Source organism: Streptomyces sp. NPDC042100 (assembly GCF_055582325.1).
Window position 1 is genome coordinate 88,658 of sequence record NZ_JBVJDK010000006.1, and the last position, 20,833, is coordinate 109,490.

The 20,833-nt window shown below is 73.6% G+C and carries 15 protein-coding genes; 11 read left to right on the top strand and 4 right to left on the bottom strand.

Annotated features, from left to right (window positions below):
• Positions 1 to 72 precede the first annotated feature (72 nt).
• The 7 genes from ACZ6J5_RS15240 to ACZ6J5_RS15270 all read left to right on the top strand — a co-directional run bounded on the left by ACZ6J5_RS15240 (position 73) and on the right by ACZ6J5_RS15270 (position 10,507).
• A complete protein-coding gene (locus ACZ6J5_RS15240; RefSeq protein ID WP_469391515.1) occupies positions 73 to 1,548 on the top strand; it encodes a DUF4192 domain-containing protein in 1,476 nt (491 codons plus the stop codon).
• Between the two features lie 169 nt (positions 1,549 to 1,717).
• Positions 1,718 to 3,754 carry a glycogen debranching N-terminal domain-containing protein gene (locus ACZ6J5_RS15245; RefSeq protein ID WP_469391517.1) on the top strand — a complete coding sequence of 679 codons (2,037 nt, stop codon included), beginning with the start codon at positions 1,718 to 1,720 and terminating at the stop codon, positions 3,752 to 3,754.
• 64 nt (positions 3,755 to 3,818) lie between these two features.
• Positions 3,819 to 4,592, top strand: a complete 774-nt coding sequence (locus ACZ6J5_RS15250; protein ID WP_469391519.1) for an NUDIX hydrolase — start codon at positions 3,819 to 3,821, stop codon at positions 4,590 to 4,592.
• A gap of 120 nt (positions 4,593 to 4,712) precedes the next feature.
• Positions 4,713 to 6,503 carry an ABC transporter ATP-binding protein gene (locus tag ACZ6J5_RS15255; protein ID WP_469391520.1) on the top strand — a complete coding sequence of 597 codons (1,791 nt, stop codon included), beginning with the start codon at positions 4,713 to 4,715 and terminating at the stop codon, positions 6,501 to 6,503.
• Between the two features lie 159 nt (positions 6,504 to 6,662).
• Entirely contained in the window at positions 6,663 to 7,550 is an 888-nt protein-coding gene (locus ACZ6J5_RS15260; protein WP_469391522.1) for a FadR/GntR family transcriptional regulator, read from the top strand.
• A gap of 465 nt (positions 7,551 to 8,015) precedes the next feature.
• On the top strand, positions 8,016 to 9,557 hold the full coding sequence (locus tag ACZ6J5_RS15265) for an RNA polymerase sigma factor (RefSeq protein ID WP_469391524.1): 1,542 nt from the start codon (positions 8,016 to 8,018) through the stop codon (positions 9,555 to 9,557).
• Positions 9,558 to 9,688: 131 nt separating this feature from the next.
• A complete protein-coding gene (locus ACZ6J5_RS15270) occupies positions 9,689 to 10,507 on the top strand; it encodes a serine protease (RefSeq protein ID WP_469391526.1) in 819 nt (272 codons plus the stop codon).
• A 100-nt stretch (positions 10,508 to 10,607) separates the two neighbouring features.
• On the opposite strand, the gene ACZ6J5_RS15275 is transcribed toward ACZ6J5_RS15270, so the two are convergent.
• A complete protein-coding gene (locus ACZ6J5_RS15275; RefSeq protein ID WP_046910811.1) occupies positions 10,608 to 10,838 on the bottom strand; it encodes a DUF7455 domain-containing protein in 231 nt (76 codons plus the stop codon).
• Positions 10,839 to 11,270: 432 nt separating this feature from the next.
• On the opposite strand from ACZ6J5_RS15275, the gene ACZ6J5_RS15280 reads away from it, so the two are divergent.
• From ACZ6J5_RS15280 to ACZ6J5_RS15290, 3 genes are all read left to right on the top strand, one after another.
• Positions 11,271 to 13,388 (top strand): DNA gyrase/topoisomerase IV subunit B, encoded by a 2,118-nt coding sequence (locus ACZ6J5_RS15280; RefSeq protein WP_469391528.1) that lies wholly within the window; start codon positions 11,271 to 11,273, stop codon positions 13,386 to 13,388.
• A 182-nt stretch (positions 13,389 to 13,570) separates the two neighbouring features.
• Complete coding sequence (locus tag ACZ6J5_RS15285) at positions 13,571 to 14,044, top strand: DUF485 domain-containing protein (protein ID WP_469391530.1); 474 nt, start codon at positions 13,571 to 13,573, stop codon at positions 14,042 to 14,044.
• On the top strand, positions 14,041 to 15,633 hold the full coding sequence (locus tag ACZ6J5_RS15290; RefSeq protein WP_469391532.1) for a solute symporter family protein: 1,593 nt from the start codon (positions 14,041 to 14,043) through the stop codon (positions 15,631 to 15,633). Before ACZ6J5_RS15285 ends, ACZ6J5_RS15290 begins: the two co-directional genes overlap by 4 nt.
• Before the next feature lie 92 nt (positions 15,634 to 15,725).
• Here ACZ6J5_RS15290 and ACZ6J5_RS15295 read toward each other — a convergent pair whose 3' ends face one another.
• Both ACZ6J5_RS15295 and ACZ6J5_RS15300 read right to left on the bottom strand, forming a co-directional pair.
• Complete coding sequence (locus tag ACZ6J5_RS15295; RefSeq protein WP_469391534.1) at positions 15,726 to 16,418, bottom strand: response regulator; 693 nt, start codon at positions 16,416 to 16,418, stop codon at positions 15,726 to 15,728.
• Positions 16,415 to 18,091, bottom strand: a complete 1,677-nt coding sequence (locus tag ACZ6J5_RS15300; protein ID WP_469391536.1) for a sensor histidine kinase — start codon at positions 18,089 to 18,091, stop codon at positions 16,415 to 16,417. The genes ACZ6J5_RS15295 and ACZ6J5_RS15300 overlap by 4 nt, the downstream gene beginning before the upstream one ends.
• Positions 18,092 to 18,229: 138 nt before the next feature.
• Between ACZ6J5_RS15300 and ACZ6J5_RS15305 the strand changes: the two genes are divergently transcribed.
• Positions 18,230 to 19,312, top strand: a complete 1,083-nt coding sequence (locus tag ACZ6J5_RS15305; protein ID WP_469391538.1) for a CobW family GTP-binding protein — start codon at positions 18,230 to 18,232, stop codon at positions 19,310 to 19,312.
• Here ACZ6J5_RS15305 and ACZ6J5_RS15310 read toward each other — a convergent pair.
• Complete coding sequence (locus ACZ6J5_RS15310) at positions 19,309 to 20,781, bottom strand: FAD-dependent monooxygenase (protein WP_469391540.1); 1,473 nt, start codon at positions 20,779 to 20,781, stop codon at positions 19,309 to 19,311. The genes ACZ6J5_RS15305 and ACZ6J5_RS15310 overlap by 4 nt on opposite strands.
• Between the last annotated feature and the right edge of the window lie 52 nt (positions 20,782 to 20,833).

The following is a 20,833-nucleotide window of genomic DNA, read 5'->3' on the forward strand; positions in this document are numbered from 1 at the left end:
CACCGCGAGTTATCCACAGGAGGTTATCCACAGGGGTTTCGCGATCGGCCCGTTCGCGGGACCGTCCTGTCCATGAACACGAACCACCACGCATCCCACGGTCCCTCCACGCCCCCGCAGATCACTCTGCGTGGCCCCGCCGAGCTGGCCGACGCCCTGCCGTTCATGCTCGGCTTCCACCCGAGCGACTCCGTCGTGCTCGTCGCGCTGCACGGAGAGAGCGGTCGCTTCGGCGGCCGGGTCAGGCTCGGCATTCCCCGCGCGCCCCACGAGTGGGCCGACACCGCCGAGCACCTTGCCGAGTGCCTCGTCGAGGGCAGCACCCGGCGCGGCGACCGCCCCGACGCGATCGTCGTCTTCCTCTGCCAGGACCCCGCGCCCGGCGAGACCGGCCGGCACGTCATGGAGCGGCTCCGCCCCTTCTCCCAGCGCCTGCGCACGGCCTGCGGCGCGCTGGACGTCCCCGTCCTCGAGGCCCTCTGCGTCTCCGACGGCCTCTACTTCTCGTACTGCTGCGCCAGCGCCCACTGCTGCCCGCCCGACGGCACACCCCTCGCCCTCTCCGGTACGACGGTGATGGCGGCGTCCGCTGCCTACGCGGGAATCCAGGTGCGCGGCTCGCTCAAGGAGATGGAGGCGCGGCTGAAGCCCAGGCCGGCCGACGACGACACCTCGCGCCCCTCGGCCCAGCGCGCGGCTCTCGGTGAGGCGGCCTTCGAGCTCGTGCCCAAGATCCTCGACGCGCCCGCCGGGCACGGCCGCACAGAGGTCCGGGCGACCACGATCGAGCTCGCCCGCACGCTGATCACCCGCCTCGCGGAGCCCGCCGTCCCGGGTTCCGTGGCGGACCGTCCGCACGACGTGCTGACCGGCCGGGCGGGCCTCGCGGCGGGCCGGGGGCATGGGTCGGCCGACGCCGCCGACGACGCCAGGATCACCGAGGGGGAGGCCGCCGCGCTGATCCTCGGGCTCCAGGACAGGGACACCCGGGACCAGGCCGCCGAATGGATGGAGGGCCCCGAGGCCGACGGGGCGCTGCGGCTCTGGCGGGCCCTGTCCCGGCGCTGCGTCGCCCCGTACCAGGAGTACGCGGCGGCCCCGCTGGCCCTCGCGGGCTGGGTCGCCTGGTCCAGCGGCGACGAGCCCTCCGCCCGCGTCGCGATCAGCCTGGCGCTGGAGGCCGACCCGGAGTACGTCTTCGCCCGCCTGATGCACCAGGCGTGCAACGAGGGACTCGACCCGGAGTCGCTGCGCAGCTGCCTCCGCAACGAGCGCGCCGCCCGGGAGGCCGCCGAGCGGAAGCCGGACGGCGAGGACGGCGACGGTCCGGGCCGCGAGCCCTGCCGGGCGACCGGGCCGCGCGACCGTCGCAGGGTCGCCGACCGGCCCGCCGGACCCCGCCCCCGCACCACCGCTCCACGGGCCGCCCGTCGCGGCGGAGCCGGCCGCGCACCCGGCGCGGGCGGTGCGGCCCGGCGCCGGGCGCCGGCTCCCAGGACCGTGGTGCTCCGCCGCACCGGGCGTCGCGGGACGAGGAGCGGCGGATGAGGCCCGTGACCCCGCGGGCCGCGGCGGCGTTCACCTGTGTGGCGGTTCCGCGCGAGCCGGACCGCCGCCCCACTGCCGGCAGCGCGGACCGATCGCGCGGCTCCCGGCGCACCCGCCGTCCGGACCGGCCGAGCCGCCCGGACCGCACAGAGAGCACCGCGCACCCGTCATGGCCCCCAGCTCCGCCCAGGCCCCCGGATCCACCGCCGGACACCCGTCCCCCGTCGGAGCCACCGGGGCGAGTCGCCCCGGTGACCTGCCCGCCGTGCACGACGCCCTCGTCTGCGTCGCCCTGCCCGCGCTCTCCGTCAGTCCCCGGCAGGCCCAGCTCACCGGCGCCGGCCTCGAAGGGGTCTACCTCTCCGGACGCAGGCTCCTCTCCCGCTGCGTCCTGCGGATCGCCGGCCGTGAACCCGTCCCGCTCCAGGGCCGCGCGAGCGCGGCGGACCGCGCCGAGTTCCTCGGCGTCCTGCGCACGCCCGGCGACACCGGACCCGACCCCGGCCTCACCGTCGAACGCTCGCGGGAGGCCGACGGCACCGAGCGGATCACCCTGCGCAGCTCCGCCCCCCGCACCGTGCGGCTCCCCGTGGAGATCGCTCTGGGCACGGATCTCGCGGACCTGGGCGCGGTGGCGGCCGGACGCCCGGGACCAGAGCTCCGCGCGAGCGTCCACGGCACCGGGCTGCGCTGGACCGGCACCGACGGAAGCGCCGTGGCGGTCACGGCGGACCCGCCGCCCAGCGACGCCCTCGCCGCCGCCGGCCTGCTCCGCTGGGAGGCCGAGCTCACACCCGGCGACGGCTTCGTCCTCACCCTCCGGGTCCGCGGCGAGCGGATCACCCGTCAGCCGGGCGGCGGCGCCGGCCGGCCCGGCGGCCACATCCTCGCCGACGCCACCGCAGAGGGGGACGACCCCCGGCTCGGCGAGCTGCTGCGCACGTCCCTCGCCGATCTGCGCGCCCTGCTCCAGCGCGACCCGGCCCACCCCGTCGATGTCCACCTCGCCGCCGGAGTGCCCTGGCGCTGCGGACCGGTCACCGCGGAGGCGCTGTGGGCGGCCCGCATGGCCCTCCCGCTCGGCACCAGGCTCGCCGCCACCACCCTCCACGCCCTCGCCCGCACCCAAGTCCGGGGGGCCGGACCCGAATCGGGCCGCGTCCCCGGGCCGCTGCGGGACGCCGGCCCGCACCTGCCGCCCCGCTGCACCGGCGTCGAGGCCACCCTCGCCTTCCCCGCCGTGCTCGCCGAGGCCCGGCGCTGGGGACTGCCCGAGCAGGACCTCGCCGAGCTCATGCCGGCCGCCGAGCGCTGCCTGGAATGGTTACGGGGCTCCCTCGACGGCAGCGGGTTCGTGCGGGAGTCGGGGCCCGCCGGGCCGGTCCGGGCCGAGACCCAGGCCCACGCGCACCGTGCCGCCGTGCTCGGCGCCGACCTCCTCGACGCCTGTGCGCGGCCCGGCGGGGACGGTTGGCGGGAGTGGGCGAGGGCCCTGCGCGACCGGTTCCGCGACCGGTTCTGGATCGACGACCCCGCCGGCGGACGCCCGGCGCTCGCCCGCACCCCCGACGGGCGCCTCCTGCCGTACTTCGGCGGCTGGGCGGCGCACCTCCTCGACACCGGACTCACCGCCTCGGGCCGGTACGCGCCGGGTCTGCTGGACAAGAGCCAGACGGAGCGGCTCGCCCGGCTGCTCACCGCTCCGGCGGCGGACTCCGGCTGGGGACTGCGCGGCCTCGGCACGAAGGAGCCGGGCTACAACCCCTTCGGGCACCGCTCCGGAGCGGTGCGGACGCACGAGACCGCGGTGGCCGTCGCCGGGCTCTCCGCTGCGGGCTACGAGGCCGAGTCGGCCGCGCTGCTGCGCGGGATCCTCGACGCGTCGGCCGCCTTCGAGCACCGGCTGCCCGAGATGTACGCGGGGGAGCGGCGGACGTCCGGTTCGCTGCCCGTGCCGCACCCGGCCGCCTGCCGGCCCGCGGCCGTCGCGGCGGCCGCCGGGGTGCAGCTGCTGACCGTGCTCGTGGGCGTCCGGCCCGACGCCCCAGGCCGCACGGTCGCGCTGCACCCGCTCCGTTCGGCCCCGGTCGGCGAAGTCCGGCTGTCGGGGCTCCTCGTCGCGGGCGAACCCTTCGCCGCGCGGGTCGGCCGGCTCGGCCTCGGGATGGTCGAGGAGGCCGCGCCGGGCCTCCAGCTGGGGGTGTGAAGAAGTGGAAGGCGATCCTTCCCGTGGGCGTGTTTATCGTCAGGGAGACGACTATGATCGCGGCATGCCTCCCTACGACCCGTCGGCCTTTCCGCCCTTCGCTGTCACCGTCGACCTGGTCGTGCTCACCGTGCGGCGCCACGCCCTGTGCGCGCTGGTCGTGAAACGGGGCGAGCAGCCGTTCCAGGGGCGGTGGGCGCTGCCCGGCGGCTTCGTCCGGGCCGACGAGGACCTCGACGGCGCCGCCGCCCGCGAGCTGGTGGAGGAGACCGGGCTGTGCGTGCACGACCCGGGCGCCCCCGGGCCGGTGCCGGGGGCCGGGGCGCATCTGGAGCAGCTCGCCACCTACGGGGCGCCCGACCGCGACCCGCGGATGCGGGTGGTCAGCGTGGCGCACCTGGCGTTGGCCCCGGACCTGCCGGCGCCCCGCGCGGGCGGCGACGCCAACAGCGCGCGCTGGGCACCCGTCGAGGACCTGCTGGGGCTGGAGGCGGCAGGCGCCGCGCACGAGGACGGGCAGCCGGAGGCGCTGGCCTTCGACCACGCCCGGATCCTCGCGGACGGCGTGGAGCGCGCCCGCTCCAAGATCGAGTACTCCTCGCTGGCGACGGCGTTCTGCCCGCCCGAGTTCACGGTCGGCGAGCTCCGCCGGGTCTACGAGGCGGTGTGGGGTGTCGCGCTCGACCCGCGCAACTTCCACCGGAAGGTGACCGGCACGCCCGGCTTCCTGGTTCCGGCCGGTGGCACCACGACCCGTCAGGGCGGCCGTCCCGCCCAGCTGTTCCGTGCTGGTGGGGCCACCCTGCTGAACCCGCCGATGCTCCGCCCGGAGGTCTGACCGGCGGTCTCCCGGCGGCCTCGCGCCGCCAACCCTGCGCCAAAAGTCCGAAATATGGCGTTATCTTGCTGGGACAGCCGCCCTGCCGCGGAGCGGTCTCACCTACCCGCGAGAGAAGCGATGCTCCAGGCCATCGGACTCACCAGCACCCCCCGCCGGGACCGCCCGGCCGCCGTGGACGACCTCACCTTCGAGGCGCGGCCGGGCACCGTCACCGCCCTGCTCGGACCCGCCGGCTCCGGCAAGACCACCGCCCTGCGCCTCATGCTCCAGCTCGAACCGGGGCGTGGCGTCACCCACTTCCGGGGCCGGCCGCTGCACCGGGTCGCCCACCCGGCCCGTGAGGTCGGCGTGCTGCTCGGCGACGTCCCCGGCCACCCCTCCCGCACCCTGCGCAGCCAGCTGAGGATGCTCTCCGCCGCCGCCGGAGTGCCCGGCGCCCGGGCCGACGACCTCCTGCGGGCCGTGGGCCTCACCGGCGTCCACGACCAGCGCATCGGCACCCTCTCCCTCGCCATGGACCGCCGACTCGGCCTCGCGTCCGCCCTGTTGGGCGACCCCCATGCCCTGCTGCTCGACGAGCCGGCCGCCGGACTCTCCGTACGCGAGAGCGCCTGGCTGTACGAACTGCTGCGCGCCCACGCCGACGAGGGCGGCACCGTGCTGTACACCACCGCCGACCCCAAGGACGCCGCCCGCAACGCCGACCGGGTCGTCGCGCTCGACCGCGGCAGGCTCGCCGCCGACCAGGACGCCGCCGACTTCGCCCGCACCCGGCTGCGCCCGCGGGTCGCCGTCCACACCCCGCACGCCGCCCGGCTCGCCGCCGCCCTCACCCAGGAGTCCCGCGCCGCCCGCCGCCCCGTCGAGGTGGTCGCGGACGGCGGCGGCCGGCTCTCCGTCTACGGCAGCGACTGCGCCACCGTCGGCGAGAGCGCCTTCCGTAACGGCGTCCTCGTCCACCGGCTCACCGAGGAGACCGGCGACGGCGGGGCGGCGGCCGACGGGGCCCGCCCCGCCGGCGGAGCCGGACCCGACGGCGACGGCCCGACGCCCGGCGCCGACGCGGTCATCCCCGTCGGCGGTGCCGGTGTCGCCCCCGCCCACGCCTCTACGCGGCGGACGCGCGGCGTCCGGAGCCGTTCGCCGCTGCGGCCCCTGCGCTACGAGGCGCGGCGGCTGGTCGGGGTGCCGTCCACGTACCTCGTCGCCGGGGCGGTCCTGCTCGTCTCCGTGGCGCTCTCCGTGCTGCTCGCCCGCAGCGGACGGACGCCGCTGCCCGCCGTGCTGGCCGGGTGGCCCGGGATCTCGCCGCTGCCGCCCGCCGCCCTCGGGGCCGGGCTGCTCGGCGCCTTCGCCTTCGCCGAGGAGTACCGCTATCCGGCGCTCACCACCGGGCGCGGGGTCGTCCCGCGCCGCCTCGGCCTGCTCGTCGCCAAGCTGTCCGTCGCGGCGGCCGTCGGCGCGGTCCTCGCGCTCCTCGTCGTCGTCGTGGACCTGGAGGCCCTGCGCCTCGTCTATGGCGGCGAGTTGATCCCCGTACCGAAGAACTGGGCCACCTTGTGCGCGAATTGGTTCGGGCTCGTGATCGGCTGCGCCTGGGCCGGAGTGCTCGGCGCCGGCGTCTTCCGGGCGGCGGCCGCGGGGATCGCCGCGGTCCTCGCCGTGCCCGTGCTCTTCGCCCCTCCGCTGCGGACCGCCCTCGCGGGGGCCTCCGGCCGCTCGGTGGCGGGACTCCCGGCCCGGCTGCGCGAGTTCGCGAGCGTCGAGTGGTCCTCGGCCGCCGACCGCTGGGTGATGGGAGTGCTGCGCGTGGTCGGGCAGCCCGTGGGGGTGGCGTTCGCGATGACATTGACGGTCCTGCTCTGCGCCTATGTGCTCACCGGCCTTCGCGGTAGAGCCCGTTGGTGATCACCTTTCGACCGAAGTCGTTCGCTTGGCGTCAACTCCCTTGAAAAGCGCCCTTTATGTCCGTTTAATCGTCAATTGTGTAAGGAGCGCCGATCACCCTTTCGTGTGCTTTTCACCAAAGACCTCAAGGGGCACGAGGGGCACGCCGACAAAGGATGCGTGAGTACCCTTGCGCACACGATGATGACCGCCGCCCGTTCCGTCGAGTCCGGCCTCGGCGCCCCGGGCGACCTCGACCGCTACCCCTACGCGGAGGCGCCCGGAGCCGACCGCGTCGGACCGCCCGCCTGGGAGGGCTCGGACTCCGATCTGGGCCGCGTCGGCCGCCGCACCGCCGGCAGCCGCGGCCGCGGACTGCACGGGCAGCTCGTCCAGCAGCTCGGCCAGATGATCGTCTCGGGCGACCTCGGCGCCGACCGCCCCCTCGTACCGGAGGAGATCGGGCAGCGCTTCGAGGTGTCGCGCACGGTCGTCCGCGAGTCGCTGCGCGTGCTGGAGGCCAAGGGCCTCGTCAGCGCCCGGCCCAACGTCGGCACCCGGGTTCGTCCGGTCAGCGACTGGAACCTCCTCGACCCCGACATCATCGAGTGGCGCGCCTTCGGCCCGCAGCGCGACGACCAGCGCCGTGAGCTGAACGAGCTGCGCTGGACCATCGAGCCCCTGGCCGCCCGTCTCGCGGCCGGGCACGGCCGGGAGGACGTCCAGCAGCGCCTCGCCGACATGGTCGAGATCATGGGGCACGCCTACGCCCAGGGCGACGGCATCACCTTCTCCCGCGCGGACGCCGAATTCCACGCCCTGCTGATCCAGCTCGCCGCCAACCGGATGCTGGAGCACCTGTCCGGCATCGTCGGCGCCGCGCTCCAGGTGTCCGGCGGCCCCGCCACCGGCTGCGACCGCCCCGGCGAGGCCTGCCTGGCGCACCACGCGCGGATCGTCGACGCCCTCGCCGCCGGGGACGCCCACGGCGCCGAGACGGCCATGCGCCAGCTGCTGACCGTCCACCCCGAGGTGGAGCGTGTCGTCCCGGCCCCCCGCGAGCACTGAGGCCCGCGCGTGGCGCCGCGGCCGGGAGCGGGTGGACGATCCCGCCGGGCACCCTCGGACCCGAGTGGAGCCCGGGGGTGAACGGCGGCCCCCGGCCGCGCCAGGGTCCGGCGGCCCGTGGGCGCGGGCGGGCGGATCGCGCCGAACGGGTCGATCGCGCCGAGTCAGGATGATCACGAAGAAGCGGCCGATCGGGCTGATCGAGTCACCTTCCGACCGTTTCGTTCAATAATGGGCGTGAATGGTGTGTGACTCGGGCCACGCGGATTGGGCGTAACACTCCTCGAAGCCGCGCGATGACCTAAGAGGTGACAGCCGAGGAAGGAATACAGCAGCCCTTGAGGGCGCTGTGCAGTTCCCCGGTCCAGCCCGCGCCGTCGGCACATTCCCGGCCGACGGTCGTCGGCTCCAGCCTGATCCAGGGCGGGGCCGGAAGCCGTTTTCCATCGTTCCGAGAGGTTGTTCGTGTCGGCCAGCACATCCCGTACGCTCCCGCCGGAGATCGCCGAGTCCGAGTCTGTGATGGCGCTCATCGAGCGGGGAAAGGCTGATGGGCAGATCGCCGGCGATGACGTGCGTCGGGCCTTCGAAGCTGACCAGATTCCGCCAACCCAGTGGAAGAATGTTCTGCGCAGCCTCAATCAGATCCTCGAGGAAGAGGGTGTGACGCTGATGGTCAGTGCAGCGGAGTCGCCGAAGCGCGCCCGCAAGAGCGTCGCTGCGAAGAGCCCGGCCAAGCGCACCGCCACCAAGACCGTCACCGCCAGGACGACGACTGTGACGAAGACCGTCGCCGCCTCCGCGGCGTCGACGGCCGAGAGCGCGGACCCGTCCGACGAGGCGGGCGCGCCCGCGAAGAAGGCCGCCGCCAAGAAGACCGTCGCCAAGAAGACGGTGGCCAAGAAGGCCGTCGCCAAGAAGACGGCCGCCAAGAAGACGTCCAAGAAGGACGACGAAGAGCTGCTCGAGGGCGAGGAGCTGCTCGAGGACGTCGCGCCCGGCAAGGACGAGGAAGAGGCCGAGGGCGAGAGCAAGGGCTTCGTCCTGTCCGACGAGGACGAGGACGACGCGCCGGCCCAGCAGGTCGCCGTCGCCGGTGCCACCGCGGACCCGGTCAAGGACTACCTGAAGCAGATCGGCAAGGTCCCGCTGCTCAACGCCGAGCAGGAGGTCGAGCTCGCCAAGCGCATCGAGGCCGGTCTGTTCGCCGAGGACAAGCTGGCGAACTCCGACAAGCTCGCTCCCAAGCTCAAGCGCGAGCTGGAGATCATCGCCGAGGACGGCCGCCGCGCCAAGAACCACCTCCTGGAGGCCAACCTCCGTCTGGTGGTCTCCCTGGCCAAGCGCTACACCGGCCGCGGCATGCTCTTCCTGGACCTGATCCAGGAGGGCAACCTCGGTCTGATCCGCGCGGTCGAGAAGTTCGACTACACCAAGGGCTACAAGTTCTCCACGTACGCCACCTGGTGGATCCGGCAGGCGATCACCCGCGCCATGGCCGACCAGGCCCGCACCATCCGTATCCCGGTGCACATGGTCGAGGTCATCAACAAGCTCGCCCGTGTGCAGCGCCAGATGCTCCAGGACCTGGGCCGCGAGCCCACCCCGGAGGAGCTGGCCAAGGAGCTCGACATGACCCCTGAGAAGGTCATCGAGGTCCAGAAGTACGGCCGCGAGCCGATCTCGCTGCACACCCCGCTCGGCGAGGACGGCGACAGCGAGTTCGGTGACCTCATCGAGGACTCCGAGGCCGTCGTCCCGGCCGACGCGGTCAGCTTCACGCTGCTCCAGGAGCAGCTGCACTCCGTCCTCGACACGCTCTCCGAGCGTGAGGCCGGTGTCGTCTCGATGCGCTTCGGTCTCACCGACGGGCAGCCGAAGACGCTGGACGAGATCGGCAAGGTCTACGGCGTGACGCGTGAGCGCATCCGCCAGATCGAGTCGAAGACCATGTCGAAGCTGCGCCACCCGTCGCGTTCGCAGGTCCTGCGCGACTACCTCGACTGATCCGCGCCTCGGCGTACGAAGGGCCCGGTTCCCCCGTAAGGGGGCCGGGCCCTTCGCCGTGCGCGCGTGCGGCGGAGACGGGCGTGCAGGACTCTGGGTGAACCGACATCACCGGAGAGTCAGGAGAATTCATGCGTCGTTCCATCGCCCGAGCGCTGACCGGTGCCCTGGGCCTGATCGCGGCGGCGGCGCCGCCCCTGGCCGTCGCCGGGCCCGCCGCCGCGGACAGCGTCGTGGTCGGCGGGCAGCCGGCCAGGATCACCGACGCGCCCTGGGTCGTGGCGCTCTCCAGCCGTGACCGGTTCGGGGGTACGCGCGCGGGGCAGTTCTGCGGCGGAGTGGTCGTGGCGCCGACCAAGGTGCTCACGGCGGCCCACTGCCTGGGCCGGGAGGCCCTCGGGGGCGAGCCGTGGCAGCTGCGCGACTTCAAGGTCATCGCCGGCCGCACCTCGCTGCGGGGCCAGGGCGGCCAGGAGGTCCGGGTCACCGGGACCTGGGTGAACCCGGACTACGACCCGAGAACCAACTCGGGCGACATCGGGGTGCTCACCCTGGAGCGGGAGCTGCCCGCCTCGTACGTGATCGCGGTGGCGGCTCCGGGTGGCTCGGCGCTCGACCCGGGGACGCCCGCCGACGTGTACGGCTGGGGCGACACGACCGGAAACGGCGCCTACGCGATGTCGCTGCGTTCGGCGCGCGTGCAGGTGCTGCCGGACGCGGCCTGCGAGCGGGCGTACCCGGGCGGTGCTGGGGTCGCGTACCGGGGCGACACGATGCTGTGCGCGGGAGACCCGCAGGGGGGCAGGGACGCCTGCCAGGGGGACAGCGGGGGGCCGCTGGTGGCCCAGGGCCGGCTCATCGGCCTGGTGTCCTGGGGGAGCGGCTGCGGCCAGGCGGAGAACCCCGGGGTCTACACCCGGGTCCCCGCGGTGCTGCCGCAGCGCCTCTGAGGGCATGAGAACGGGCGGCCACCCCCCTTGTGCCACGGGGATGGCCGCCCGTCGGCCGGTCGTCAGGGACCGGCGCCACGCTCGTCGTGGATGAGAAGCGTCAGTGCTCGTCGCCCATCGTGCGGGCCGGCACATCGGTGAGCCGGTCCGTCTCGTCCTGTATCTCTGCGGCGATCTTCTTGAGTTCCGGCTCGAACTTACGTCCGTGGTGGGCGCAGAAGAGCAAGTCACCGCCGCTCGTCAGCACGACACGCAGGTATGCCTGGGCGCCGCAGCGGTCGCAGCGGTCAGCGGCCGTCAGGGGGCTCGCGGGGGTCAGAACAGTAGTCACGTCGCCTCTTCTCTAGCTCGACGAGCTGTCGTACCAGGGTCAACATCCAACCAGGCCGAAAACGTTCCCGCTCGTGGCTTTTCCTCGAAACTTCTTCCCAAGGTGGCTGTCTGCTGCCGGTTGGCGGCGAATGAGCCGTATTGCTTCGCACTACGGGTTTCGCATTGCTGTGTGTGGTCGCATCCTCCCGGCGGGTTGCCGGTTGTTCATGAGGACGTGCCCGAACCCTAAATGGTTCATGCCTGGAAGGGAACGTGATGTTCGCGTCACCCCATCGAGGGATCGAACATCCATGCGACCCTGGACTAGCATGAGGAATCAGGTGGGTGGCGTTACAACGGCTCTACCAGGCATCGGTACCCTCTGACCGGTGACCGACGCCGGGCCTTACCCCACCGGGCCAGATTTCAAATTCAGCGAGGAGCGAACCGCGTGACCGCCGAGACGTCCGTGCCGTCCAGTGCGCTGCTGACCGCAGACCGTGACGGTTCCAACTACACCGCGCGGCACCTGCTCGTCCTGGAGGGGCTCGAAGCCGTCCGCAAGCGACCCGGCATGTACATCGGGTCCACCGACAGCCGTGGCCTGATGCACTGCCTCTGGGAGATCATCGACAACTCCGTCGACGAGGCCCTCGGCGGCTACTGCGACCACATCGACGTCGTCCTCCACGAGGACGGCTCCGTCGAGGTCCGGGACAACGGGCGCGGCATCCCCGTCGACATCGAGCCCAAGACCGGGCTCTCCGGCGTCGAGGTCGTCATGACCAAGCTGCACGCCGGCGGAAAGTTCGGCGGCGGTTCGTACGCCGCCTCCGGAGGTCTGCACGGCGTCGGCGCCTCCGTGGTGAACGCCCTCTCCGCGCGGCTCGACGTCGAGGTCGACCGCAACGGCGCCACGCACGCCGTCAGCTTCCGTCGCGGCGTCCCCGGCATGTTCACCGAGCAGGGCCCCGACAGCCCCTTCGACCCGTCCGGCGGGCTGATCAAGGGCAAGCGCGTCCCCAAGACCCGCACCGGCACCCGCATCCGCTACTGGGCCGACCGCCAGATCTTCCTCAAGGACGCCAAGCTCTCCCTGGAGACGCTGCACCAGCGCGCCCGCCAGACCGCCTTCCTCGTCCCCGGTCTCACCCTCGTCGTCCGCGACGAGCGCGACCTGGAGGGCGTCGGCAAGAGCGAGGAGACGTTCCGCTTCGACGGCGGCATCAGCGAGTTCTGCGAGTTCCTCGCCCAGGACAAGGCCGTCTGCGACGTGCTGCGCCTCACCGGCCAGGGCACCTTCAAGGAGACCGTCCCGGTCCTCGACGACCGAGGCCACATGACCCCCACCGAGGTCACCCGCGAGCTGGGCGTCGACGTCGCCCTGCGCTGGGGCACCGGCTACGACTCCACGGTCAAGTCCTTCGTCAACATCATCGCCACCCCCAAGGGCGGCACCCACGTCTCCGGTTTCGAGCAGGCGATCACCAAGACGGTGAACGAGGTGCTGCGCTCCGCCAAGCTGCTGCGCGTCGCCGAGGACGACATCGTCAAGGACGACGCCCTGGAGGGCCTCACCGCGGTCGTCACCGTCCGCCTCGCCGAGCCGCAGTTCGAGGGCCAGACCAAGGAGGTCCTCGGCACCTCCGCGGCCCGCCGGATCGTCGCCAACGTGGTCGCCAAGGAGCTCAAGGCCTTCCTGACCTCCACCCGGCGCGACGCCAAGGCCCAGGCCCGCGCCGTCCTGGAGAAGGCCGTCGCCGCCGCCCGTACCCGGATCGCGGCCCGCCAGCACAAGGAGGCCCAGCGCCGCAAGACCGCGCTGGAGACCTCCTCGCTGCCCGCCAAGCTGGCCGACTGCCGCAGCGACGACGTCGAGCGCAGCGAGCTCTTCATCGTCGAGGGGGACTCCGCCCTCGGCACCGCCAAGCTGGCGCGGAACAGCGAGTTCCAGGCGTTGCTCCCGATCCGCGGCAAGATCCTCAACGTCCAGAAGTCCTCCGTCTCGGACATGCTCAAGAACGCCGAGTGCGGGGCGATCATCCAGGTCATAGGGGCGGGCTCGGGCCGCACCTTCGACATCGACGCCGCCCGCTACGGCAAGATCGTCCTCCTGGTCGACGCCGACGTCGACGGCGCGCACATCCGCTGCCTGCTGCTGACCCTCTTCCAGCGCTACATGCGCCCCATGGTCGAGGCCGGCCGCGTCTTCGCCGCCGTGCCGCCGCTGCACCGCATCGAGCTCATCCAGCCGAAGAAGGGCCAGGACAAGTACGTCTACACGTACTCGGACGGCGAGCTGCGGCAGACGCTCCTGGAGTTCCAGCGCAAGGGCGTCCGCTACAAGGACTCCATCCAGCGCTACAAGGGCCTCGGCGAGATGGACGCGGACCAGCTGGCGGAGACCACCATGGACCCCCGCCACCGCACCCTGCGCCGGATCAACATCGGCGACCTGGAGTCGGCCGAGCAGGTCTTCGACCTCCTCATGGGCAACGACGTGGCCCCCCGCAAGGAGTTCATCACCAGCTCCGCGGCGACTCTGGACCGCTCCCGTATCGACGCCTGACACCAGCCCGACGGCACCACCGGCCGGTCCGTCCGATATGCCTATCGGACGGACCGGTCAGGCACATCAGGGGATCCTTCACCTAATGGGGTGAAGAGCGAGGGAGAAGAGTCCGGGATCTTCCCGCTCTGTCCATCCTTGGCACGCGGCCGAAACGGTTCGCTGACAAGGAGAGTTCACCGGTGGAGAAGCAGGAGGGGCGCGAGCCCGCCGCGGTGCGGATCGACGACCCCTGGTACGACACACCGGCCGCCGGCCGGGGCGAGCACGGCGCGGCCGGAGGGCCCGCCACGAGAGCGCTCGGCGGCCTCCCCGGGCAACGGGCGCACAGCGCGGCCGAGATCTATCTGGAGGTCCAGCGCAGCCCCGCCTTCCAGGAGGTGCGCCGCCGCTACCGCCGCTTCGTCTTCCCGGCCGCCGCCGCCTTCATCCTCTGGTACCTCGCCTACGTCGTCGCCGCGACCACCGCCCCCGGCCTGATGGCCCGGCCCGTCGTCGGCGCCGTGAACGTGGCGATGCTCGCCGGACTCGGCCAGTTCGCCACCACCTTCCTGCTGACCTGGGCGTATGCCCGGCACGCCCGGCTGCGCCGGGACCGCGCGGCCCTGGAGCTGCGCTGGGACACCCAGGAGATGACCCGGGGAGCACGCCGATGAGCGGAAACCACCAGACCCTGTCCCTGGTGCTGTTCAGCCTCTTCATCGCCGTCACCCTCGGGATCACCACCTGGGTCGGCCGGAAGCGGCAGGGCTCCGCGGAGGAGTTCTACGCCGGCGGGCGGCTCTTCTCGCCCATGGAGAACGGCTTCGCCATCGCGGGCGACTACATGTCGGCCGCGTCCTTCCTCGGCATCTCCGGGCTGATCGCCCTCTTCGGTTACGACGGGATGCTCTACTCCGTCGGCTTCCTCGTGGCCTGGCTGGTCGTCCTCCTCCTCGTCGCCGAACTGGTCCGCAACTGCGGCCGCTTCACCCTCGCCGACGTCGTCGCCTCCCGGATGGCCGAGCGCCCCGTGCGGATCGCCGCCGGAACCTCCTCCGTCACCGTCTCCGTGCTCTACCTCGTGGCCCAGATGGTCGGCGCCGGAAGCCTCGTCGCCCTCCTCCTCGGCGGCACCAGCGAAGCCGCCCGCTCCTGGACCGTGATCGGCGTCGGCGCCCTGATGGTCGTGTACGTGTCCTTCGGCGGCATGCGCGCCACCACCTGGATCCAGATCGTCAAGGCCGTGCTCCTGATGGCCGGAACGATCGCCCTCACCGTGCTCGTCCTGGTCCACTTCCACGGCGACTTCGGCCGGCTGCTCACCGCCGCCGCCGACCGCAGCGGCCACGGACGGGCCTTCCTCGCCCCCGGGCTGCGCTACGGCGGCGACTGGACCGCGCGGCTCGACTTCGTCAGCCTCGGGCTCGCCCTGGTGCTCGGTACCGCCGGACTGCCGCACATCCTGTCCCGCTTCTACACCGTCCCCACCGCGCGGGCGGCGCGCCGGTCCGTCGTGTGGTCCATCGGGCTCATCGGCTGCTTCTACCTGATGACGATCGTCCTCGGCTTCGGCGCGGCGGCCCTCGTCGGCCCCGACGCCGTCCGCGCGTCCAACAGCGCCGGCAACACCGCCGTGCCCCTGCTCGCCCTCGACCTCGGCGGCGGCGCGGGATCCACCGGCGGCACCGTCCTCTTCGCGGTCGTCGCCGCCGTCGCCTTCGCCACGATCCTCGCCGTCGTCGCGGGCATCACCCTCGCCTCCTCGGCGTCCGTCGCCCACGACCTCTACGCCTCGCTGCGCCGCCGAGGCACCAAGGAGCACAGTGAGGTGACCGTCGCGCGCTGCGCCGCCGCCGGGATCGGGGTCGCGGCCATCGGCCTCGGGCTGCTCGCCCGCGACCTCAACGTGGCCTTCCTCGTCGGCCTCGCCTTCGCCGTCGCCGCCTCGGCGAACCTGCCGGTGCTGCTGTACTCGCTGTTCTGGCGCCGCTTCACCACCCGGGGCGCGGTCTGGTCGGTGTACGGGGGCCTGATCCCCGCCGTGCTGCTGGTGCTGGTCTCCCCGGTCGTCTCCGGAAGTCCGGAATCCCTCTTCCCGGGCGTCGACTTCCAGCTCTTCCCGCTCCAGAACCCGGGCGTGATCTCCATCCCGCTCGGCTTCCTCGCGGGCTGGCTCGGCACGGTCACCTCGCACGAGCCCCCGGACGAGGCCCGGCACGCCGAGACGGAGGTACGGGCACTCACCGGGGCGGGGGCGGTGTGAGGGACTGGGGGAGGAAGGGCCCGTTCACAAGGGTTCCAGGGCGTCCCTGGGGCGGCATGGCTCCCCGAGGCTCCAGGCCCGCCCCGGGCGGCTCAGCGGGCCGCTGAGGCCGTCCACTCGTAGCGGTGCTCGGGGCGGCCCGTCTCGCCGTACTTCAGGGAGAGGCGGACGCGGCCTGTCCGCTCCAGCAGCTTGAGGTAGCGCTGGGCGGTCTGCCGGCTCACCCCGGCCCGCTCGGCGATCTCCTGCGTCGACAGGGCGCCCGCGGCGGCGAGCAGTACCTGCCGCACCAGCTCCGCCGTCGTGGGCGAGTGGCCCTTGGGGAGTTCGGAGGCGACCGCGCCGGCCGAGAGCGCGGCGAAGAACCGGTCCACCTCGGCCTGCTCCGCCTCCCCGCCGCCCTCCAGGGCCCGCCGCAGCACCGCGTAGGCCTCCAGTTTGGTCCGCAGCCCGGCGAAGCTGAACGGCTTGACCAGGTACTGCAGGGCCCCGTGCCGCATCGCGGCCTGGACCGTCGCCACGTCACGCGCGGCGGTCACCATGATCACGTCGCTCTGCTGGCCGCGCGCCCGCAGCTCCCGGACCACCGCGAGGCCGTTGCCGTCGGGCAGGTAGTGGTCCAGCAGCACCAGGTCCACCGGGGGCTCGGCGTCGGCGAGCCGGGCCAGGGCCTCGGCCGCCGAATGCGCGACCGCGACCACCTGGAAGCCGGGCACCTTGGCCACGTACGCGGCGTTGATCCGTGCCACGCGCGGGTCGTCGTCGACGACCAGGACGCCGATCACCGCATCTCCCCGCTCGGCTCCCCGGCGGGCGCGGGCACGGCGGGCTCCGCCTCGCCCAGCGTGTCGGGCAGGACGACGGTGAACTCCGCGCCCCCGTCCGCGCCCGTGCCGACCCGGGCGACGCCGCCCCGGCGCTCCGCGAGCCGGCGCACCAGGGCGAGCCCCAGCCCCCGCTTGCCGTGCGCCGGGAGCTCCTTGGTGCTCCAGCCCTCGGTGAAGATCAGCTCACGTCGCTCGGGCGGCACGCCGGGACCGCTGTCGGCGACCCGCAGGACCACCGTGCGGCCTTCCGCCCGCAGATCGACCTCCACGCGCGCTTCGACGGTGGCGGCGACGGCGTCCAGGGCGTTGTCGACGAGGTTGCCGACGACCGTGACCAGCTCGCGCGGATCGACCAGGCGGTCCGGCAGGAGCGAGCCGGGGGCGATGCGTAGCGACACGCCCCGCTCGGCGGCGACGGTCGCCTTGCCGACGAGCAGCGCGGCGAGCAGCGGGTCGCGGACCTTCTCGGTGACCTGCTCGGCGGTGGTGCGGTGCACCCCGACCACCTCGTTGACGAAATCGGCCGCCTCCTCGTACATCTCCAGCTCCAGCAGCCCGAGCAGGGTGTGCATCCGGTTGGCGTGCTCGTGGTCCTGGGCGCGCAGGGCGTCGATCAGGCCGCGCGTCGAGTCGAGCTCGCGGCCCAGCCGCTCCAGCTCGGTGCGGTCGCGCAGGGTGGCGACGGCGCCCCCGTCGTGGGTGGGCATCCGGTTGGCGATCAGCACCCGGCTGCCGCGCACCGTCACCAGGTCCTCGCCGGTCGCGCGCCCCGCGAGCACGTCCGCCGTCCGCCCGGAGCCCAGCACCTCGTCCAGGGGGTGCCCGGTCGCCTCGGGGCCCAGTCCGAGCAGCCGCTGGGCCTCGTCGTTCATCAGCCGGATCCTGCCCGTCCGGTCGAGGGCCACCACACCCTCCCGGATGCCGTGCAGCATCGCCTCGCGCTCGGCCAGCAGCGCCGAGATGTCGGAGAAGGCCAGGTCGTGGGTCTGCCGCTGGAGCCTGCGCGAGATCAGGTACGCGGCCAGCGCGCCGGCCGCCAGGGCGCCGCCCGCGTACTTGAGGATGCCCGGGATCGCCGCGACCAGGCGGTCGCGGACGCTGTCGTACTCGATGCCGACGGACACCGCGCCGACGATCTCCCCCTTGGCGTCCCGCAGCGGCGCCTTGCCGCGCGCGGAGCGCCCCAGGGTGCCGCTGTCGATTTCCATGACGTGATGGCCGGCCAGGACCTCGCTGGGATCGGTGGAGACGACCCGGCCGATCTGGCCGGGGTCCGTGTGGGACCAGCGGATTCCGTGGGTGTCCATGACCACCACGTACTCGGCGCCCGTGGTCCGCCGGATCCGCTCCGCCTCCGCCTGCACCGGGCCCTGCGCGGTGGGCTTGGTGGCCCGCAGGTCGGCGGCGACCCCCGCAGAACCCGTGGTCTGCGCGATCGCGAGGGCCCTGCGCATGGCCTGGTCGTCGAGCTGGGCACTCAGCGGGGCCAGGAAGAGGCCGGTGGCCAGCACGGTGACACCGGCGGCGATGGCCAGCTGCATCAGCAGGACCTGCGAGAACATCCGCCTGGGCCACCCGAACCTGCGGCGGCGGACGGGGGGCCGCGCGGAGGTGGGGGCTGCGGGGCTCATGGCGGAAACGGTACGGGGACGGGGCGCCGACCGGAAATGCCGCTCCCCGGATCCCGGCGGGGGCCTGCCTATCCTGGGGGCTTCGCGCGCGGGCTCAGCCGATCCGCGCGGGCGCCGAAGTCCCGGAGGACAGCACCCTTGACCACCCAGCAGATCCCCGTTGTCGTCCTGGCCGGGTTTCTCGGGGCGGGGAAGACCACCCTGCTCAACCACCTGCTGCGCAGCGCGCGCGGGACGCGGATCGGGGTCATGGTCAACGACTTCGGTGACATCGGGATCGACGCCATGACCGTCGCCGGGCAGGTCGGCTCGACCGTCTCGCTGGGCAACGGCTGCCTGTGCTGCGCGGTCGACGCGAGCGAGCTCGACACCTACCTGGAGGTGCTCACCCGGCCCGAGGTCCGCCTCGACGTGATCGTGATCGAGGCCAGCGGCCTCGCGGAGCCGCAGGAACTGGTCCGCATGGTGCTGGCCAGTGAGAACGAGCGGATCGTCTACGGCGGGCTGGTCGAGGTGGTCGACGCCGCCGAGTTCGCCGCCACGCGCGCCCGGCACCCGGAGACAGACCGGCACCTCACGGTCGCCGACCTGGTCGTCGTCAACAAGGCCGACCGGGTCGCGGCCGAGGAGCTGCGGGCCGTGCGCGAGACGGTGACCGCGCTCGCCCCGAGGGCGGCCGTGATCGAGGCCTCGCACGGGCGGATCGACCCCGAGCTGCTCTTCGACCGGGTCGTGCCGGAGGGCGAGATCGAGGGCCAGATGTCCATCGAGGACTTCCTCTACGGTCCCGAAGGCGACGACGGGTCCGAGGACGCCGGGCACGCCCACCCGCACGCCGCCTACGACACGGTCTCCCTGAGCACGGCGACCCCGCTGCACCCGCGGCGGCTGATGGCGTTCCTGGACGGGCGCCCCGAGGGCCTCTACCGGCTCAAGGGCTTCGTCGACTTCGGCGCCGCCGACCCGGCCAACCGCTACGGCGTCCATGCCGTCGGCCGCTTCCTGCGCTTCCTCCCCGAGCCCTGGCCCGAGGGCGAGGAGCGGCTGACCCAACTGGTTCTGATCGGCACCGGCGTCGACGCCGCCGCCCTGCGCAAGGAGCTCGCCGGGTGCGAGCAGGACGGGCCGGGGAACCTTCTCGACGAGCGCTCCATGTGGGGTGTCCTGCGGTACGTGCCCGGCAGCGAGGACGAGCCCGAGGAGACGGACGGCATCGTCTAGACCGTCGCTTCGGCCGGAGTCGTGCCGAGCGTGGCGAGATAGCGGCCGAGGCCGCCGCCCGCGTCCGCGCCGGCCCAGCCCACGTATCCGTCGGGGCGGATCAGGAAGAGGCCCGTCCCGTACGCCGCGCAGCCGGGCAGCTCGGCCGTGCGCACCGTGCCGTACGGCAGGGCGGGCAGCGGCACCCCGACCGAGAGCAGGGTCGGGTGCGGGCCCCGGAAGACGTCGAAGAGCCGTCCGGCGCCGTACCGGCCGTCCGGCGCGCGGTCGCCCGCGCGCAGGGCGCCCTCGGGGAGCCCGGTCCGGGTCTCCACGGCGAGCGCCGAGTCCCGGTAGCCCAGCGCGAGCTGCTGCACCTCCGCACCGCGCCGCGTCCCCGCGTCGCCCGCGGAGCTCGCCCGGTGCAGGCGGGTGCTGATGCCGAGGACGCCGGCGGCGACGGGCAGCCGCTCGGCCTCATAGGAGTCCAGCAGCGCGGCCGGGGCGCCGCGCCTCAGTACCCGGCCTAGCTTCCAGCCCAGGTTGTACGCGTCCTGGATGCCGGTGTTGAGGCCCTGGCCGCCCGCCGGGGAGTGCACATGGGCCGCGTCGCCCGCCAGAAAGACCCGGCCGTCGCGGAAGCGGTCCGCCATCGCCGCGCGGGCGCGGAAGTCGGAGGCCCACCGCACCTCCAGGACGTCCGCCGCCCGGAGCGGAGTGCGGTCGGCGAGGAGCGCGCGCACCGCGTCTGGCCCGGTGTCCACGGCGCCCTCCTCGTCCTCGAAGGCGGCGACGAGCTGGAACTGCTCGCCGCCCGGCAGCGGGCACAGCGCCACGGCCCCGCCCGGCGCCTTGGGCCACACATGCCAGTGGTCCCGGTCCGCGAGCGTGCCGGGGGCGAGCCGGAGGTCCGCGACCAGCATCGGCCGGGGGTCCACGGTCTCGCCCGTCATGCCGATGCCGAGTGCCCGCCGCACGGTCGAGCGTCCGCCGTCGGCCGCCACGAGATAGCGGGCCCGCGCCCGCGCGCCGGTGGAGAGCTCGGCCGTGACCCCGTCCTCGTCCTGCCGGAAGGCGGTGAGGGCGGTGCCGAACCGGACCTCGCCGCCGAGCTCGCGGAGCCGCTCGTACAGCACCTCCTGGGTGCGGGACTGCGGGATGAGCAGGATGTTCGCGTACGGCACCTGCTCGGTCGGCTCGGAGCGGGCCATCATGTCCCACTCACCCTGCCGCTCCGCGCCCTCCCAGGTGCGCATCAGGGGATAGGGCGCGCCCGCGGCCAGGATCCCGGGCAGGGCCCCGAGGTCGTCGAGCACCTCCAGGCTGCGGGGCTGGATCCCCTTGCCGCGCGAACCGGGGAAGAGGCGGTCCGCCCGCTCCAGGAGCAGGGCCCGCACGCCCTGTCTGGCCAGGTCGATGGCGAGCACCAGGCCGGTGGGCCCCGCCCCGGCGATGACGACGTCCGTCTCGACGACCTCGGTGGTCTCCATGCGCTGCCTCCGCTCACGCGTCCTTAACGACGTTAAGTTCCATTGGTCAGAG

Bases quoted from the DNA above. Each gene is read 5' to 3' on its own strand.
- ACZ6J5_RS15310 (WP_469391540.1), bottom strand. From the start codon at position 20,781: ATGGAGACCACCGAGGTCGTCGAGACGGACGTCGTCATCGCCGGGGCG.
- ACZ6J5_RS15250 (WP_469391519.1), top strand. From the start codon at position 3,819: ATGCCTCCCTACGACCCGTCGGCCTTTCCGCCCTTCGCTGTCACCGTC.
- ACZ6J5_RS15240 (WP_469391515.1), top strand. From the start codon at position 73: ATGAACACGAACCACCACGCATCCCACGGTCCCTCCACGCCCCCGCAG.
- ACZ6J5_RS15270 (WP_469391526.1), top strand. From the start codon at position 9,689: ATGCGTCGTTCCATCGCCCGAGCGCTGACCGGTGCCCTGGGCCTGATC.
- ACZ6J5_RS15245 (WP_469391517.1), top strand. From the start codon at position 1,718: ATGGCCCCCAGCTCCGCCCAGGCCCCCGGATCCACCGCCGGACACCCG.
- ACZ6J5_RS15255 (WP_469391520.1), top strand. From the start codon at position 4,713: ATGCTCCAGGCCATCGGACTCACCAGCACCCCCCGCCGGGACCGCCCG.
- ACZ6J5_RS15300 (WP_469391536.1), bottom strand. From the start codon at position 18,091: ATGAGCCCCGCAGCCCCCACCTCCGCGCGGCCCCCCGTCCGCCGCCGC.
- ACZ6J5_RS15290 (WP_469391532.1), top strand. From the start codon at position 14,041: ATGAGCGGAAACCACCAGACCCTGTCCCTGGTGCTGTTCAGCCTCTTC.